Here is an 18,868-nt window from a genome sequence, read left to right on the forward strand (position 1 = left end):
AGTCAGCAAATCAAGACAACCTTACCTCACTAAATACCCCAATGAGTGCCGAATATCATTCACACTCTACCAAACTCAAAGACAATAAAAAAACCGTAACTGCATGAGTTACGGTATGGTTCATAGCTATCTTTTCTGAGTCAGCTTCTTCTCTTTTTGGTTCATCCGCTTCTTGCCTTCTCGGCAGATCGAGAGAAGTGGACACTCAGGGCAGTTTGGATTTTGTGCTTTGCAGTGATATCTTCCAAAGAAGATCAAACGGTGATGAGTAGCGCCCCAAAGCGATTTTGGAATCTTCTTCATCAATGTTTCTTCTACTTGCAGTACAGAATCTTTCCATTTGCATATCCCGAGCCTCTTCGATACCCGTTCAACATGCGTGTCGACTGCAATAGCAGGAACGTCGTAAGCGACAGATACTACAACGTTTGCCGTTTTTCGTCCTACGCCAGGCAGTTTCGTCAGTTCATCTCGATCTTTCGGGATCTCTCCTCCATACTCGTTAATAACGAGCTCACTCAGCTTTTGGATGTTCTTAGCCTTGTTTCGGTACAATCCGATCGATCGGATATCATCCTGCAGCTCTTCTATCGTAACGTTCAGATAATCTTGCGGTGTTTTATATTTTTCAAAAAGTTTTGGTGTGACTTTATTAACGAGCGCATCCGTACATTGCGCAGAAAGAAGCACCGCGATCGTCAGCTCGAACGGGTTGGAGTGGTGAAGTTCGCAATGAGCATCTGGAAACATATCCTCGATCTGCTCTAAACAAAATTGAATCTGTGCTTTGTTTAACACGTTTACGTTACCTCCTGTTATAAAAAAGAAAGACCTTAGGATATAAGGACTTTTGTATATATTACGATTCTAGCCAGTTGTATTGGGGTCGTTTGATACCTGTATCGTTACGAGGCTGCTCTTGTTTCCCCGTTCTTTGCAGCTGTCTGACTCTAAATTTTTCACCATACGTTTTGGCAGCTTCAGGACTTGCAATGCCATTTTTCTTCCACTCAAACAAAATACGATCAATGTATCGGAAGTTCAGTTTTCCAGATAAAACGGACTCTTTTAACGCAGAAAGAATCAACTCTGGAGACTGATGATCTTCGTCCATCCAAATCTTAAGCGTTTCAAGCTCCATCGGAGATAAAGGACGACCAAACTCTTTTTCAAATCGAACAAACACGTTCTGTTCCTGATGCTCCTTATGTACCTCTTTTTTCACCTGCTCTTCTTCTTTCAAGCTTTGAAGAAGTCTGTTCCATAGTGGCTGAAGCGTGTAAGCCTCAAAATAGACGCCTTTTTCTTTATCTTCGAACTGATCCATGCCAAGTACACCTCTGCCGATTAGTGTTCGCAGCATAGCAGACACTTCGTCACTCGAAGCTGACATTCGTTCAGATAACTCGACAGGTGTCGGAAAGTAGTTTCCTGATTCTATAAAAACATGAAGCTGTATAAACAACATGCATTCGTTGTCTGATAGACCGATCTGTTTGTACGTTTTCATTAACATATTAGGGATGCTGATTGATCCTTCAGCCATCCATCGTTCAAATAAATTACCGTTCATCACTAAAACACCTCTTGCTACATTATAGCATAAATAACTAGCTTTTTTATTTTCACTGTACTGGTGAATGTTGAGAAAAAAGTAGTTCTGGAAGTCATGAGCTAAGGCTAGGGGCTTGTCGAAATTTGCAGAACGGCCTTTATTTTCTTTTTTCGACTTAATTAGGTTCGATTATGACTTAATTTTCTTATTCTAGACTTAATTGCATCCAAAACCGACTTAATTCTTCCTCAAAACGACTTAATTGCACGATTCCAACACTTAAGACACCTTCTAACACAACAAAAAATCTCCCCGCATAACAGGGAGATTTTAATTTTATTAAGGATATAGACGGTTCAATAGACGTGGGAATGGAATCGTTTCACGAACGTGCTCCGCTCCAGAGATCCATGCTACTGTACGCTCTAATCCAAGACCGAATCCTGAATGAGGAACGCTTCCGTATTTTCTAAGTTCTAGGTACCATTTGTAAGCATCGTCCGTTAACCCGTGCTCTTCGTAACGCTGCTCCATAAGGGCAAGGTCGTCGATTCGTTGGCTTCCACCGATGATCTCTCCGTATCCTTCAGGAGCAATCAGGTCTGCACATAGTACAACATCTTCACGGTTAGGGTCTGGTTTCATGTAGAACGCTTTGATGTCTTTCGGATAGTTCGTGATGAAGACAGGCTTGTCGAAGCTTTCCGCGATCGCTGTTTCGTGCGGTGCACCGAAGTCGTCTCCCCAATCGATATCGTCAAAACCTTTTTCTTTTAGCATCTTGATCGCATCGTCATAAGAAACGCGAGGGAAAGGCGCTTTAACGTTCTCTAGTTTAGAGATGTCACGTCCAAGTGTCTTCAGCTCGTTCTCACAGCGTTTGATCACAGATTGAACGATGTGTGAGATGAACTGCTCTTGAATCTCAAGGGATTCTTCATGTTCAACGAAAGCCATCTCAGGCTCGATCATCCAGAACTCGATCAAGTGACGACGAGTCTTCGATTTTTCTGCACGGAACGTCGGACCGAACGAGTACACTTTTCCAAGCGCCATCGCTGCCGCCTCCATGTAGAGTTGTCCACTTTGTGAAAGATACGCATCTTCTTCAAAGTACTTCGTATGGAATAATGAAGTTGTTCCTTCAGCAGAACTTCCTGTTAAGATCGGAGGATCTACTTTTGCAAAGTCGTTGTTGTAGAAGAACTCGTTAACTGCATGAATGATCTCGTTACGGATCTTTAAGATCGCGTGCTGACGCTTAGAACGGATCCAAAGGTGACGGTGGTCCATCAAGAACTCTGTTCCGTGTTCTTTCGGTGTGATCGGGTAGTCTACCGCTTGATGAAGCACTTCAACATCTGTTACTTCAAGTTCTACACCTAGAGCTGAACGCTCGTCCTCTTTAACCGTACCCGTTACGTAAAGACTAGATTCTTGCGTAAGTCCTTTTGCTTTTGCGAAGATCTCATCTCCAACTTCACTCTTTACGACAACACCTTGTACGAATCCAGATCCATCGCGAAGCTGTAAGAAAGCGATCTTACCTGAAGAACGCTTATTAGAGAGCCAAGCACCAATCTTTACGGTCTTGCCTACGTGTTCACTAAGCTTATTAATCGTTGTTTTCACTACATGTACCTCCACTGTACGTTATCAATATCTACCAAAAAAAATTATGAAGGAGAACTTTCTAAAAATCAATCATTACTTGCGTTTTGAGTTGATAAAACGTTCGATGCGATCTAAAGCTTCCATGATCGTATCAAGGCTCGTCGCATAAGAAAGTCTCACGTTATCAGGCGCACCAAATCCTGAACCTGGTACTAAAGCTACTTTTTCTTCTTCTAAAAGAGCTTCTACCCACTCATCAACAGAGTTAAATCCTGTCATGCTTACCGCTTCTGTAGCGTTCGGGAACAGATAGAACGCACCGTTCGGTTTTACACATGTGATACCAGGAATAGTGATCAGACGGTCGTACACTTTGTTCATGCGCTCTTCAAACGCTTGACGCATCTCTTCAACAGGTTCTTGTGTGCCGTTATAGGCTGCAAGTGCACCGTGCTGAGATGTTGTTGTCGGATTTGATGTACTATGACTGTCTAAGTTCGTCATGGCTTTGATGATCTTAGCGTCACCTGCTGCAAAACCAATTCTCCAGCCTGTCATCGCATGCGATTTAGAGAGACCGTTGATGATGATCGTCTGTTTCTTTAGTTCAGGTGAAAGTTCTGCGATCGACGTGTGCTTCACTCCGCCATAAACGAGCTTTTCATAGATTTCATCAGACACGATCAACACACCATGCTCTAGACAAACTTCTCCGATCGCGCGCAGTTCATCAGCCGAATACAGAGATCCAGTCGGATTGCTCGGTGAGTTTAGAATCAGTGCCTTCGTTTGTTCTGTGATCGAATTTTTTAAGTCTTCTGCTGTGATCTTGAATCCATTCTCTTCTTTTCCTTCTAAATAAACTGGCGTACCGTCAGCTAGTTTCACCTGCTCAGGATAGCTCACCCAATACGGAATAGGGATGATCACTTCGTCTCCTTCATCAAGGATCGCTTGGAACAGAGAATACAACGAATGTTTCGCTCCTGTACTAACGATGATCTCAGAAGTTTCATACGTTAACCCTTGATCTTGCTTCAGCTTGTTTACGATCGCTTTCTTCAATGATAAAAGTCCACCGGAAGCCGTATATTTTGTGTGTCCTTCTTTCATAGACTCATAAGCCGCTTCAATAATATGTATCGGTGTATTAAAGTCAGGTTCACCTGCACCTAGTGCGATTACATCGTGCCCTTCTGCCTTTAATTGGTTTGCCTTTGCTGTGATTGCCAGAGTTGTTGAAGGAGTTAATGCCTCCACACGTTTTGCAAGCTTCATACTACTAAATCCCTCCACTTTTTTATTTATCTGATTTCTATTGATCTGATTCTTTCAGACGATAGATCTCGTATCGTTCACCACTTTCAAAATAACCGTAAAAATATGTGTATCGATCCTTCGTGTCATAATAGACCACTTCCCATAACGGAATGCCGTCTTCCATCCCTAAACGGCTGTCGACGATCGTCTTCGCATCGTGGTTCTGTTTCACATAATTCAGAATCTGTTTCTCTGAAAGTCCTTCTTTCGCGTTCAAAGAGGTTACCTTTTTGTCTTTATCGACCCAAACGATCTTGTTTGTGCCTTTTTTGTTCTTGCCTTCTACTACATAATACGTCTCATTCTTATAAAAGTGATCCACATTCGTAATAGAAACGAGGTCCTCTTCTTTCTTCGCGATCTCAACCGCTTCAGCTTCTTTTTTAGCGGGCTTTGCTTGAACACCATTAAACAGATAATAAGCTTGCCAGCTTGCTAAGATTAGAATGCCAATAATAACAAGTATCCACTTTTTTCCCATATTTAAGCCTTCCTATGTGCGATAGATCGTAAAAATCATCTTATTTTTATTTTCGTCATCTAACGCGAGTCCAAACATTAAATCTTGATGCTTTAATGTTTTGTTCAGTTCAGATACTACTTTATACAAGTCACTCGACTTGTCCACCTTTAGCGTCGAAAGAACTTCAATTTTGCTTTCCACGGTTCTTCCTCCTCTTACATCAATCTTTTCCTTGTTTACTATAGCAGAAAATTAGCGAAAAAGGTACTTTAGAATCCTTTAATAAGAAGGAAAAATGACTTTGTTTTCTGCTTACTTTGTAAACTAGCTTCCTTTATTAAGAGGTAAACACAATGAAACCGACCAGATATAAATGTTGGTCGGTCACGGATAGAGATAATCATTTTTTTGAATCGATTTTTACATTTACCGGAGTTATATCAAGAATGACATTCACGAAAGAATAATCGTCTTTCTGCCCATCCGTATATCCCCAATACCCTTCTGTTTCTTCGTTCTTACGAAAGTTCAACTCAAATCCTTTTCCATTATTAAAACTGTAACTTTTTACATTCTCCGCTCCAGCATTATCAACTAGATTGTAAGAGATGAATTTGTTTAACATACCGTGTGGACTCAATACACCTGAATGAGGCGGGACGAAATGTTCGTAATACTCGTAACCTTTTGTGCTTTCTTTCTTCTCGTTAATGATTATGTTCTTCGTTCTTAGATCAAGCATATCTCCTTGATTGATCCAAGATAGTTTAATATTCTTAAATTGGCTTTGGCCAAAATCTGGATCTTTTAGCTGTTGAGACAGATCGACTAACGTTACGCCACCTCTTCCAACAACTTCAGCTTTTTTCTCTTCGTTATATATGACAAGGGCCGTGTCTTCATCTATACCATATGATAAATTCTTAGGTTCACCTTTTTCATCTGCCACCGCGATCAAGCGTCCAAGACGTGCTTTGTTATCAAAGTGCTGATCAATGATGCCGTGTTCAAAAAAACCGAGCCCTCGTTCTAGATAACCTGGTCCTCCCTCTTGTTGCAGCATTCCGTCATACGTATTCGTAAACCCGGATGCTAGTGTATCATGACTGCCTCCACCAGCAATCATTACATCACTCATTATCGCTGCCCCAGCACTCGTTCCACCAAGCGCTGCTCCGTTTTTATACGTCTTCCAAATCGCGTTCAATACTCTTGAATTTGTTCCGTTCTTGTTCAATAACGAATCTGTAATCTTTGTCTGATCTCCACCTACAAACCAAACAGCATCTAGTTTTTCAATATTTTTTGCAAGTTCTTGATCGTTCTTATTTGAATCAGCCCATTTTGATTCATCTTCCGGTGTTTTTTTGTCGTCTGTTACAGCGAGAGGAAGTATTTCAATATTCTCTGGTGACATCCCGTATCGGACGAGGTCTTCTTTAAATGCCTTAGATGAAACTAAACTAGAGCTTGCAGCAGGTATGATTCCGACTCTGGAATCTTCTTTTTGTTTAGCAAGATCAATAAACTTATTATACACGTCCTGATTGCTGCTTCCTAAAGCACCTCCAGCAATCAACAGGTTTCCTTTAACCGGTTCCGAGCGATCGATGACTGGAGGGATAAATGAAGACTTTTTGTACTCAGTAAATGCATTACCGTTCTTTTTGAAACTTACCTTTTTAGGAGCTACATCAAAAGCAACGTTTGTAAAAGAATAATCGTCTTTTTGGCCGTCCTTATAACCCCAATAACCTTTTGTGTTTTCCGTTTTTCTAAAAGTAAGCTGAAATCCTTCACCTTTAGAATCGTACAAATAACTTTTCACAGCATTTGTTGTCGTATTATCAATCAGGGCATACGAGAGATATTCTTTCAACCTTCCATAAGAAGTAAAAACTCCTGTTGCATCAAGTGGTTTGAATTCATAATACTCATATTCGTTCGTCTCATCTTTATGATCGCTTATGAAAAATTCTTTAGTAGAAACATTTAAGTAGTCACCTGACACGAGATGACTGATTTGAACATTTTGAAAATGTGCTTTTTCATGGTCGGTAACCTTCGCTTTACTAACATCAACAACAGATACGCCGCTTCTTCCGACTATCTTGACTGTTTGTTGTTTGTTGTTAACGATAAGCGCCGTATCTTCATCTACACCGTAAGCAAATTGATTCTTTGTTTTTTCTTTCAGTGCCGTCATCACCAATCTCCCAAGACGTGCCTGTTCATCAAAATGCTGATCGACAATGCCATACTTAAAGAATCCGAGCCCTTTTTCAATATGCAATGGTTCGTATTCTTCACCTGATTTTAGGTTATTCTTCATAACAAACTCTTTGTTTAGTGCGCCTAAGCTGTCACCACCGGTAATCATCACATCGCTCATGATGGCTGCACCAGCACTCGTTCCTCCAAGGACACCACCTTCCTTATACATCTTCCAAATCGCGTCTAATGCTTTCGTCCGATGTCCGTTCGGTTTTACTAATGTATCTGTGATTCGCAGCTGATCTCCACCAACAAACCAGATCGCGCTATAATTCTCAATCTTGTTTGCTATTCGTTTGCTGTTTGCGTTTTTTCTCCATTTGGATTCATCTTCTGGCGTACCGCTGAAATCTTGATTTGCTAGAGGAACGATCTCGATCTGATGCTCACGTAAACCATATGTAATAAGATCTGTTTTAAAGCTTTGTGAAGATTTTAAGGAACTGCTTGCTGCAGGTATGATACCGACTTTGGCCTTTTTCTTTCCACCAGCTAATGTTATGAATTCGTTATACACTTCCTTATTGCTACTGCCTAATGCTCCCCCTGCAATCACGAGGTTTCCTTTCCATTCCTCCTTACTTTTAGCTGAGCTCATTGTTGGGAGAGTTAGTGATAAACCAAGCGTCATTGCCAACGTTACAGACATCCATTTTTTGTTCAAGATATTATTTCTCCTCCATTCATAGAGATCTCTCTTCAAAAAAGCTGATTCTATGAGAGAATCTATAATAATTTTGAAAATTCATTTTATTCATTGCAAGATACATGCCAAAGGAGGATAGCTTGTCTATCAACAAAAAGAGATAAGCCAAGTTTGCTTGGTTATTATTAGGAACATATAAAGAACCAAAAAAACGCCCTGAACAACCAGAAACGTATCTATTGGGTTTCAAAAAGAAAATCATCTCTTGTAGAAAGAGATGATTGCTTTTAAAGTTAATGCCTAAAAATATTTTTTAAAGCCTCTACTAACAGAACCATCAAAGCCTTCTCGTTCAAAGAACTGATGAGCTCTGTCTCGCTTTGAATTACTCAAAAGCATGATTCTGTGACAGTCGATCGAACGGCAATAATCTTCAACATGTTGTAAAAGTTTTCTGCCTATATTTCGACCACGAAAATCCTCATGTACGATAATATTTTCAACGACTCCGTAGGGTCGATAACCATGCAATGCTTGCAGGCATATGTTTAATGTCAGTGTTCCTATCAGTTCTCCATCTTCCTCATAAACAAATAGAAAATTGTTACGATCACGCCTGATTGTCTCGATCTGTTCTTCTCTAACTTTCATCTTCTTACTATTCGGCACTAACATCTGGTAAAGTTCAACCAATTTATCTTTATCCCTTTTTTCTGCTTCACGAATCATACTGGATACTCCTTCTATATATTTTATGATGTATTTGATTCGTTAAAGGGAGAAAGATGTCCTCCTATTCCCACTTTTCTGCATGAAACATGAGTTGAGGGCAAAAAAGGCTGTTTTCTAAAAGATTGTTGCTTTAGAGTTATTATTCTTCCTTCTTTGACTTTTTGATTGTAGTGGAAGGTGCGTGTCTACCACATGAGATACTTCTTGCAAGGCATGCGACGAGGAATCTTACTACGAAGTATTAACTTGTAAACGCAGGAGCAAGAAACCTCTAAAGGTGCGCAGGTGAGACACTTATTCGGAAACGTACGAATGTGGCTCACCGCCTGCCCCGCGGAAAGCGAGCATCTGCAAAGAAAATCAGCTACTTTCGAAAACAACAATGAATAAGAAATCAGCCAAAAAAAAGAAGAAGCAAAAAATCTGCTTCTTCTTTCATCTTATTCCATCCATTCATCCAGTTCTGACACGAGTTCATCAATCGGTTTGATCGATACAGGAAGCTTTGGCAGTGATTGAATAAAGGATTTTCCGTATCTCGTCTCGATCATTCTTCGGTCGAACACGAACACGGCTCCTTTATCTCGGCTGCTTCTCACTAATCGTCCGAACCCTTGCTTAAAGCGTATGATCGCTTGCGGAAGGGAAAGATCATAGAACGGATTTCCGCCTTCTGCTTTCAACTTCTCGCTTTTCGCGGCCATCACAGGCTGATCAGGCGGTGTGAACGGCAATCGGATGATCACAAGACAGGAAAGATCGTCACCCGGGATATCGATTCCCTCCCAAAAACTGTTCGTCCCAAACAGGATGCTGTTATCAAATCGCTGGAAGTTCTTTGTAAGACGCGCACGACTTCCAGAGTCAACGCCTTGTGCGATTAATACGAACTCTTCGGCATCCATCAAACTTTTGAACGCTCCGTGTGTCTCTCTCAACATCTCGTAAGAAGTGAACAGAACGAGCATGCGCCCTTTCGTTACTTTTGCGATCTCGTACAGAGAAGACGAGATTTTTTTAACGAACGTTTTTTGATCCACTTCATTAATGAGCGGAATGTCAGTTGGAACCATCAGCTTCGCTTGTTGTTCATATTGAAATGGTGAAGGCAGCTGTGCGCTGATCGGACCAAAGTCTAAAAGTCCAAGTCTCTCACTCAAATAACGGAAACTGTTCTTTACACTCATCGTCGCAGAAGTGAGCACGACCGAGCTCTTCTTACCAAAGAACTTATCAGCTAGAATCTGATCGATCTCAACCGGCTTCGCAAAGAGTGTAACCGCGTGTCTCGGCCCTTTTGACTCTGCTTCCATCCAGTACACTTCTTCAGATAACGGGCAAGACAATAAATGATTCAGATCTGCCATCTCATCTTGCAGATCGTTTAAGATGCCTTCTAGATCGACTAAGAAACCTTTTTGCTGGACCGTTAGATGTTCTTCGTACTGATTAAAGCTCTTCAATACACGTTTTACAGGTTTCACAAGATCACCCATAAACTGACGTGCGCGTGCCTCCATCTCTAAAACTGGTTCCCAAGCGGCAGCTTCGATATCCTGTTTTGTATAACGAAGCGTTAATTTCGTTAACTCTGTAGATCGAGATGATCTGGCTTTTTTTAGACAGATTGTCTTGATTTGCTTGAAGATCTCATCAAGTTCATTCTTTACATCAGAAAATAATGTATCCCAATTAGCAAGATGATGTTCGTATTTTGGAACCTCAAGAAGATCACAGATCTCCCTAAACGTATTCATCATTCCGTCTCCATCCGTCTGCGATAGACGATCTAAGAGCTTAACGAATGAAAAATAATCGGTTTCTTTTCCAAAATGATCGCTCACAACTTCTTCTACATGATGCGCCTCATCTAAGACGACTTCTTTATAAGCGGGCAACAGTTGATTATCAGACTTTAAGTCGGTAAACAACAACGCATGGTTCGTGATCACAAGATCTGATTCATGTGCTGCTCTTCGCTGCTTGTGATAATAACATCTGGAGAACCAAGGACATCTATGGTTCAAGCAAGAGTTGGCATCACTTTTGACCGTGTTCCAAAACAGCTTTCCGCCTGATGCCATCGACAGTTCTTCTACGTCGCCTGTCTCCGTTTCTGTGAGCCATACGATGAGTTGCGCTTTTGTGAAGTTCATATCGTAGTTGTCATCGTGATGATCCATCAGCGTATGTTCAAATTTTCTCAAACATAGATAATGATTTCTTCCTTTAAGAAGAGTCGCTGTAAAATCAAACGGCATGATCCTCTTTAAGAGAGGAACATCGCGTTCTAACAGCTGTTGCTGCAGCTGGACTGTGTGTGTTGAAACGACAAGTGGACGGTCTTTTTCCTTCGCATGTCGTATACCCGGTATGAGATAACCGAGTGATTTTCCTACACCGGTTCCCGCCTCAATCACAAGGTGCTGATTCGTATGAAGCGCCTCGTCCACGAGTTCGACCATTCTCTGCTGACTTTTTCGCACTTCATAATGCTGCATATGCTGCTGAAGCTGATCATGAACTTCTTCGTCTTTAAACTCCGTAAAATCATCATCTGAAGATTGTACAAAATCCGGTCTCTTTTTAAGAGCGAGTTTACGATAAAAATCATATGTGTCTTCATCTGCTAAAAAAGCTGACTTCTCCGCGATCATATCCCCTACGATGCTTTCTAATGAACTTTGAAGTTTCTTTAGAAAAGGTGTGAGCCTCTCAAGTGTTGCGAGCGGAAGATTTTCTAGCTTATCTAGTAGATGAATTAAAAGTCTCGCCGTTACTTCTGCATCACTATCAGCTTGATGGGGGTTAAGGTGTTCTAACCCTAAATAATCGGCAAGCATCCCTAGCTGGTAGCCGTCTGCTCCTAAAAGAAGCAGTCTTGACATCTCAACCGTATCAATCAGCGGCATGGATAGTCTGGAATAGCCAGCATGGTCGAGTTCACCTTGCAGAAACGAATAATCAAACATAACATTATGGGCAACAAAATAAGCTCCTTCTAACATCTGAAGGAGCTTTGGTGCCACTTCTTCAAACAACGGGGCATCTTTCACCATTTCATCGTTGATGCCCGTCAATTGCTCAATAAATGGGGGGATGGGAACGCCTGGCTGGATGAACGTTGAGAATCTGTCCGTTATCTGTCCTGCCTCAACGGCGACCGCACCGATCTGGATAATTCGGTCTCCTTTTGCTGCTGAATTTCCTGTTGTTTCAAAATCGATAACGACAAATCGCCGTGTCATAGCCTTCACCTCATTCCCCTGTGGCTGGTTTATATCAAATTAATAAATAGTAGCCTCAGGTTCAACTCCGAGCATCTCTTGTACACGATTGTTCTTATCCATAATCGCAACTTTCGGTACATGATGTCTTGCTTCGGTCTCATCATACATTCCATAGGAAATAACAATAACAACATCCCCTTCTTGCACGAGACGTGCTGCAGCGCCATTTAAGCACATCACACCAGACCCTCGTTTACCAGGGATAATATACGTTTCAAAACGTGCACCATTATTATTATTTACAATCTGAACTTTTTCGTTCGGAATCATATCAACAGCATCCAAAATATCTTCATCGATCGTGATGCTGCCAACATAGTTTAAATTTGATTCAGTCACCGTGGCACGGTGGATCTTGCCTTTCATTAACGTACGGAACATGTTTCTTCCTCGCTTTCTAGTCTACTTAAAATGTTGTCTATGATGACATTATCAATCAAACGTGCTTTGCTGAATTTTACAGCTACAGCAATGATCAACTTTTTCGATTGGGGTGTAGGAGGAAGAAGTTCAGGATACGAAAGAATCTTGCAATAATCTACAATACCGCTCGTATGTTCCTCCAAGTATTTTATCATCTTTTGTTCGGTCTCACCACTATCACCCTCTAAAAGCCATTTTTTCGCTTTTATAAGAGATTGACTAAGATGTACCGCTTCTTCCCTTTCCGTGTCATCCAGATACACGTTCCTAGAACTCATCGCAAGACCATCAGCCTCACGCTTCGTCTCACAGCCGATCACTTTTATTGGGAAGTTAAAGTCTTCAACAAGACCTTCAATAACCGCTACTTGCTGCGCGTCTTTCAATCCAAAATAAGCGTAATCGGGCGAAACGATATGAAAAAGCTTCGTTAATACTGTCGCCACACCGTCGAAGTGCCCTACTCGACTTTCCCCACATAGCGCATCCACTCGTTTGTTTACAGAAACCGTAACGACTGATTCTTGGGGGTACATCTCTTTCGTATCAGGGAAAAATAGCACATCCGCTCCCGCTTTCAACGCCAATTTCTGATCACGATCAAGATCACGGGGATATCTGTCAAAATCTTCATTTGGCCCGAATTGCAGCGGATTAACAAAGATGCTGACAACGATCACATCAGATTCTTTCTTCGCACGTTCGATCAAGGATAAGTGGCCGTCATGCAGATACCCCATCGTAGGTACGAATCCCATTACTTTTCCAGCTCTTTTTTCTTCAGCGATCAGTTTTTGCATGTCTTTTATTGAATTGATCTGTTTCACGATTGAACTCCTCCGTACAGAGAATGAAGCGTTTCAGCCTTCATGTTAAAGCTGTGACTTTCTTCAGGAAACTGCTGTGTTCTTACGTCTTCTTTATATTTCAAAAGCCCTTCTACCATGACATCCTTCACGTTTCCATACGTTTTCACAAACTTTGGTACATGGTGAAAACCGTAGCCGATCATATCATGGTAGACGAGGACCTGCCCATCTGTATGTTTACCTGCACCGATTCCGATAACAGGAATTCTTAATTTTTTTGTTACGATCTCAGCCAGCTGTTGCGGAACGCATTCTAAAACGATAGCGAACGCCCCAGCTTTTTCAAGCAACAGACTCTCTTCGATCAGTCGTTCTGCATCTCTTTCTTCTTTTCCTTGAACACCATAACCACCCATCACACCTACCATCTGAGGTGTAAGACCAAGGTGTCCCATGACAGGAACTCCAGCGTCAGTCAGCCGTTCAACAGTTTGAACGATCTGTTTACCGCCTTCTACTTTGACTGCTGATGCACCGCTTTCTTGAAGAATTCTTCGTGCGTTGTTCAGCGTTTCATCGATCGAACCGTGATACGTCATAAACGGCATATCTGTTACGATAAACGTGTTCGGCGCGCCGCGCTTTACCGCTTTCGTGTGATAGATCATATCTTCCATGGTCACAGGAATCGTTGAATCATAGCCAAGCACGACCATGCCAAGAGAATCTCCGACTAACAAAAGATCCATCTCCGCTTTTTCACAGATAACGGCAGTCGGATAATCATAAGCCGTTACCATCGAGATCTTTTCGCCATCTCTCTTCATCTTAAGAAAACTTTTCGTCGTTTTCATCATAAAGCCTCCCTGTTTTTAATTGGGCTTTTTCCATAAGCAGTTGTTTTTGAATTTTTTTATTGGGTTCTTTATAGAGAGTAATTCCTCTATGAACCTGATTCGTCTTGGCAAGTTGATTGGAGTGCAAGGTGCGAGACTCCTGGAGGATCAGCGGGACAGGTGAGACTCTTAACAGCGCAAAGCGCTAAGAGGCTCACCGGAAAGCGAGCGCCTGGAACGGAAATCAACATCCTTCAATAGCAACAAAGCATACGGAATTGCCTTTAACTAACAGGGCCAGAAGTGCAAAAAACCTTCTTTCCAATAGAGGAAGAAGGCATAGGAAAAATCCTAGACTTTTATTGTTTGCTCCCTCTGTCCCGGTCCTAAATTTGGATCTAGGCAGATATAAGGTTTGTGGTTAAAACTAGACAAGATTAGTGCAGTTCCACATGGATACCGCCTACAACATTATTTTATCACGGACTTTCCTTAAGTAGAAGGAAATTCGATATCAGCTGAATAGATGGAGTGTACGACGCCATGATCGTCTTCTAAAAGCAAAACACCTTCTTCAGTGATTCCTTTTGCATAACCCGTGATCGCTCCTGTTATGGATCTTGCTGTAATTCGTTTTCCTAAACTGAACGCACGAGATTCCCATAACAGCTTGATCACACCAAAACCATTCTCCAAATATTGATGGTATAGGGTTTCGATCTCTTGAAGAAGCACACCAACCACTTCAGCTCGCTTGTATGTTTGTCCGCCTTCAATGGCTAGACTTGTAGCAATCTCTGCGATTTCATCAGAAAAGTGCTGTCGTTCTTGATTCACATTAATCCCGATGCCGACAATGACCGAATGAATAGAATCAGCTTCAGCTTGAAGTTCTGTTAAGATACCAGCTGATTTTTTACCGCTGATCAAAATGTCGTTCGGCCATTTGATCGCTGCTTCAATGCCTGATACTTTTTCAATCGCTTTTGAAACTGCTACCGCTATTAACAATGTTAGCTGAGGCGCTTTTTGTAGAGGAATGTTAGGCTTTAAGATTAAACTCATCCAAACTCCTGTCCCTTTAGGAGATTGCCACGCTCTTCCTAACCTTCCTCTCCCACCGGTCTGTTCGTCAGCAAGTACAATGCTTCCTTCCACCGCACCATCTCTAGCAAGAATATGCGCGATCTCTTGTGTACTCTTTACTGATTCTCTGTACGTGATCTTCTTACCGAATGTTCCGTCACCCGTGTATAGTGATACTTCTTCTGCTGTTACTGCATCAGGAGATGTGATCAATCGATATCCTCTTTTTTGTACAGCTTCAATCGTATAACCGTTCTTACGTAGTTCTGATATGTGTTTCCAGATCGCCGTTCTCGAACAATCCAGTCTGTTTGAGATCTCTTGACCTGAAACAAACTTTCCTTCTTGCTCTGTCAGCATGTGCAACAATGCTTCTTTCATCATGGCTCCCACCTTTTTACCCAATCCTTTAGTGTGGATATGTTGAGTGTTAGTTCTCCGTCAACGATTTTTTTCTCCATCTCTTCTAAAAGTTTTCCTAACCAAATGCCTGGTTCACGATTAGTGATCTCTAAAATATCCTCACCATCTAGTGGTATATCTTTTCTAGATGTGATCGGTATCTCGCTATATCGCTGATGAAGCTGTTCTTTCACGATAGCATAGTCTTTCTTTTTCATCGCACTTTTTAACGTGATGCTTGATAAAGCCGTCTCTAAGCCATAGCGGTACAAATCCATCTTGCTCCAAGCATCAATCTCATAAGCGGACTTTAACTCTCCAACTTTTTTGATCATATGATTTGGGAGTTTCCAACTCTTTAAGAACCCTCTGCCATCACTTATATCCGATAATAACAAGATCGCTGTCCATCGCTGTTCATCGGATTCTAGCTTGTTCCAAGAGAAATCCTTATAAAGTTCGTTCTGTTTTTCTTGCAGATCAGTAGGCAAGTGATTTAAAACAGAGCTTTTCTTCATAAATTCGAGAACATGACCCGCTTGTTCACCTTGAAGCAGTTTGATAAATTCGATGGCAATTCGTTCTGTCGAGATACGCTTTAACAAATGAGCTTTTTCTTTGATCGCGTCAATGGTCTTTTTTTCGATTACCATGTTAAATACACTCATGAACCGGCAAGCTCTCATAATACGAAGAGGATCTTCTGAAAAGCGCAGATTCGGATCTCCAACAGTCCGAATCTGCTCTCTCTTAAGATCTTCACGCCCCCCAAAATGATCGATCAACTGAAAAGAAGTATCCATCGCCATTGCATTGAAGGTGAAATCTCTTCTAGAGAGATCTTCTTTCAGGTCATCGACAAACCACACTTTAGACGGTCTTCTATAATCCTTATACTCATCTTCTTTTCTGAACGTTGTAACTTCATAAGACACAGATTCGTGTCTCACGATAACCGTTCCGTGTTCGATACCGACCGGAATGGTCTTAGGAAATATTCGCTGAACGTCTTCTGGTCTAGCAGAACTCGCAATATCGATATCTTTGATGTGACGCTGAAGTAAGAGGTCTCGTACACAACCTCCAACAAAATAAGCGCTGAAACCTTCTTCTTCCAACCTCTTTAATACCGGCAATGCGTTTTCGAACATCTGGTTCATACCGAACGATCCTCTATCAATGAATAATAAATATCTTCATAGATCGAGACGATTTTGTCAGATAAGAAGTTCTCTTTTACATGTCTAACGGAATTTTCTCTGAACGCCATTAATTTTTCTTCATCCTTTAACAGAGCTATCGCTTTTTCGGCTACTGATTCTGGACACCCTAGCTCCACCATATAACCAGTCTCGCCATCAACGATCACCTCTGGAATCCCACCGATATTGGTTCCGATAACGGGTACACCGCATGCCATCGCTTCTAGCAGTACGAGCCCAAAGCTTTCTTTTTCAGAAAGAAGGAGCTTCAGATCGCAAATAGAGAACAGTTCACCGACATTCTCTTGTTTACCTAAGAACAACACATCATCTTCAATATCGAGCTCACGCACAAGTTCGCATGCCGTTGTTAGTTCTGGACCGTTTCCGATCAACAATAGCTTTGAAGTAAGCTCTTTTCGGATAAGAGCGAACGACTTGATAACATCTTCTAACCTTTTTACTTTTCTAAAATTCGAGATATGAACGATGACTTTTTCGTTCTCATCAATTCCGTACGTTTGTCTTAATTCAGCATTGTTGCTTCTTCTGTAATACACTCTTTCGTCTACAAAGTTATGTACAGGGATGATATCTTTGTTGATATTCAACAACTCTAACGTATCTGCTTTCAGTTGATGAGAAACCGATGTGACTACATCCGATTTCTCGATACCAAACTTGATCATTTCACTAAGTGAAGGATCGTAGCCAAGTACCGTAATGTCTGTTCCATGTAAAGTTGTAACGATCTTCATCTCATCGTTAAGCATCTGTTTGGCTAATACCGCACAAACGGCATGAGGAACAGCATAATGAACATGAAGAAGATCAAGCTTTTCTCGTTTTGCCACTTCTGCCATCTTGCTCGCTAAAGCTAGATCATATGGCGGATATTTAAACACAGAATAATGGTTTACTTCTACTTCATGAAAGAAGATGTTCGGATAAAATTTTCCTAGACGAAAAGGAACACTTGATGTAATAAAATGAATCTCGTGTCCTTTTTCTGCTAATAGTTTTCCTAGTTCTGTCGCTACCACCCCTGATCCGCCTACGGTCGGATAACAAGTGATGCCGATTTTTAACGTCATAGACTTTCTCCTTATAGATGGTTAGTTATATACGTTTGTTCGGGGATGAACCCTTCTGCATAACTGACACCAGCTTCAAGACCAAACAGTTTGTCGCGGGATTCCACACGTTCGATGTAACCATTCGTCAGCGGTGTATCGATGCTATCCAGTGTTTTCACAAACTGTGACGGATAAGCTTTCAGTGCCTCGATCTTCGCTTTGTAAGACCCTGTTACATCGACAAAGAGTTGTGGTCTCTCTGCACTGTTGATCATGTAATAAAATATATTTTTTACTTTGTGTGAAGGCAGATGTTTCGGATCTTGAATATTTTTTATGCCAGCAGAAAAGACTGCTTCTTTTACGAGACGAGCACAGTTTCCGTGGTCTGGATGCCGATCGACCCAATAGGGAGCGAACACATATTGCGGCTTATGCTCACGAATCACGGACACGAGCTTTAGAATATAGTCTTCTTGCATGTATAGTCCACGGTCAGGCAACTGTAAATTACTTCTTGTCCTTACACCTAAAAGGCGAGCTGCTCTTTCTGCCTCTTTTTTTCGGATGTCGACAGTACCGTTCGATGACAGTTCTGCTTCTGTTAAGTCGCAGATGATCACGTTACGGCCTCTCTCTGTTTCTGCTTTAATCGTCGCACCCATGCCGATCTCGACATCATCTGAATGTGCGCCAAAAGCAAGCCAGCTTTCTACGTTCATTTTTTCTCTGACTCTCTTTCATCTATTATTTTTCTCCAATCCAGATCTCCTCGTTCAAGTGAACGAATAAAAAGCTCTGCTGAAGCCAAGTTCGTTGCAAGCGGAATCTGATACACATCACATAAACGCATCAGTGCTGATACATCAGGCTCATGAGGCTGTGCGGTCAAAGGATCTCTGAAGAACAGTACAAGATCTAGATCGTTTTCTGCTATCAATGCTCCGATCTGCTGATCGCCGCCTAAAGGACCCGATTGGAATCGTTTGATATCAAGCCCCGTCGCTTCGTTTATTTTAAATCCTGTTGTTCCTGTCGCAAACAGTGTATGATCCTTTAAGATCGGAGCGTATGCGACGGTAAAATTAATCATATCGTTCTTTTTCTTATCGTGCGCAATAAGAGCTATTTTCATAGTAT

General features: G+C 41.6%; 17 protein-coding genes. All 17 read right to left on the minus strand.

Going from position 1 to position 18,868, the window contains the following annotated elements; all coding sequences use genetic code 11:
* Positions 1-126: 126 nt before the first annotated feature.
* Entirely contained in the window at positions 127-798 is a 672-nt protein-coding gene (gene nth / locus HU823_RS03530; protein ID WP_066395588.1) for an endonuclease III, read from the minus strand.
* Between the two features lie 61 nt (positions 799-859).
* Positions 860-1,573: a DnaD domain-containing protein gene (locus tag HU823_RS03535; RefSeq protein ID WP_197221193.1), complete on the minus strand. Its 714-nt coding sequence runs from the start codon at positions 1,571-1,573 to the stop codon at positions 860-862.
* A gap of 321 nt (positions 1,574-1,894) precedes the next feature.
* Positions 1,895-3,187 (minus strand): asparagine--tRNA ligase, encoded by a 1,293-nt coding sequence (gene asnS / locus HU823_RS03540; protein WP_197221194.1) that lies wholly within the window; start codon positions 3,185-3,187, stop codon positions 1,895-1,897.
* A 75-nt stretch (positions 3,188-3,262) separates the two neighbouring features.
* Positions 3,263-4,447, minus strand: a complete 1,185-nt coding sequence (locus HU823_RS03545; protein ID WP_197221195.1) for a pyridoxal phosphate-dependent aminotransferase — start codon at positions 4,445-4,447, stop codon at positions 3,263-3,265.
* Positions 4,448-4,484: 37 nt separating this feature from the next.
* On the minus strand, positions 4,485-4,970 hold the full coding sequence (locus HU823_RS03550) for a DUF5590 domain-containing protein (protein WP_144699430.1): 486 nt from the start codon (positions 4,968-4,970) through the stop codon (positions 4,485-4,487).
* 12 nt (positions 4,971-4,982) lie between these two features.
* Positions 4,983-5,153 carry a YpmA family protein gene (locus tag HU823_RS03555; RefSeq protein ID WP_082820684.1) on the minus strand — a complete coding sequence of 57 codons (171 nt, stop codon included), beginning with the start codon at positions 5,151-5,153 and terminating at the stop codon, positions 4,983-4,985.
* 199 nt (positions 5,154-5,352) lie between these two features.
* A complete protein-coding gene (locus tag HU823_RS03560) occupies positions 5,353-7,890 on the minus strand; it encodes a cyanophycinase (RefSeq protein WP_197221196.1) in 2,538 nt (845 codons plus the stop codon).
* A gap of 282 nt (positions 7,891-8,172) precedes the next feature.
* Complete coding sequence (locus HU823_RS03565) at positions 8,173-8,601, minus strand: GNAT family N-acetyltransferase (protein ID WP_197221197.1); 429 nt, start codon at positions 8,599-8,601, stop codon at positions 8,173-8,175.
* A gap of 443 nt (positions 8,602-9,044) precedes the next feature.
* Complete coding sequence (gene dinG / locus HU823_RS03570; RefSeq protein ID WP_197221198.1) at positions 9,045-11,852, minus strand: ATP-dependent DNA helicase DinG; 2,808 nt, start codon at positions 11,850-11,852, stop codon at positions 9,045-9,047.
* Positions 11,853-11,891: 39 nt separating this feature from the next.
* Positions 11,892-12,275 (minus strand): aspartate 1-decarboxylase, encoded by a 384-nt coding sequence (gene panD / locus HU823_RS03575; RefSeq protein WP_066395605.1) that lies wholly within the window; start codon positions 12,273-12,275, stop codon positions 11,892-11,894.
* Positions 12,260-13,144 (minus strand): pantoate--beta-alanine ligase, encoded by an 885-nt coding sequence (gene panC / locus HU823_RS03580; RefSeq protein WP_197221199.1) that lies wholly within the window; start codon positions 13,142-13,144, stop codon positions 12,260-12,262. Before panC ends, panD begins: the two co-directional genes overlap by 16 nt.
* Positions 13,141-13,980: a 3-methyl-2-oxobutanoate hydroxymethyltransferase gene (gene panB / locus HU823_RS03585; protein WP_197221200.1), complete on the minus strand. Its 840-nt coding sequence runs from the start codon at positions 13,978-13,980 to the stop codon at positions 13,141-13,143. Before panB ends, panC begins: the two co-directional genes overlap by 4 nt.
* A 474-nt stretch (positions 13,981-14,454) precedes the next feature.
* On the minus strand, positions 14,455-15,441 hold the full coding sequence (locus HU823_RS03590) for a biotin--[acetyl-CoA-carboxylase] ligase (protein ID WP_197221201.1): 987 nt from the start codon (positions 15,439-15,441) through the stop codon (positions 14,455-14,457).
* Positions 15,429-16,610: a CCA tRNA nucleotidyltransferase gene (locus tag HU823_RS03595; protein ID WP_197221202.1), complete on the minus strand. Its 1,182-nt coding sequence runs from the start codon at positions 16,608-16,610 to the stop codon at positions 15,429-15,431. Before HU823_RS03595 ends, HU823_RS03590 begins: the two co-directional genes overlap by 13 nt.
* On the minus strand, positions 16,607-17,746 hold the full coding sequence (gene bshA / locus HU823_RS03600; protein WP_144699413.1) for an N-acetyl-alpha-D-glucosaminyl L-malate synthase BshA: 1,140 nt from the start codon (positions 17,744-17,746) through the stop codon (positions 16,607-16,609). The genes HU823_RS03595 and bshA overlap by 4 nt, the downstream gene beginning before the upstream one ends.
* Positions 17,747-17,757: 11 nt before the next feature.
* Complete coding sequence (bshB1, locus tag HU823_RS03605; RefSeq protein WP_197221203.1) at positions 17,758-18,450, minus strand: bacillithiol biosynthesis deacetylase BshB1; 693 nt, start codon at positions 18,448-18,450, stop codon at positions 17,758-17,760.
* The gene (mgsA, locus tag HU823_RS03610; protein WP_144699408.1) at positions 18,447-18,863 is read right to left on the minus strand and encodes a methylglyoxal synthase; all 417 of its coding nucleotides are present in this window, start codon (positions 18,861-18,863) and stop codon (positions 18,447-18,449) included. Before mgsA ends, bshB1 begins: the two co-directional genes overlap by 4 nt.
* Positions 18,864-18,868 lie beyond the last annotated feature (5 nt).

Source organism: Fictibacillus sp. 18YEL24 (assembly GCF_015903855.1).
GTDB classification, from domain to species: Bacteria; Bacillota; Bacilli; order Bacillales; family Fictibacillaceae; genus Fictibacillus; species Fictibacillus phosphorivorans_C.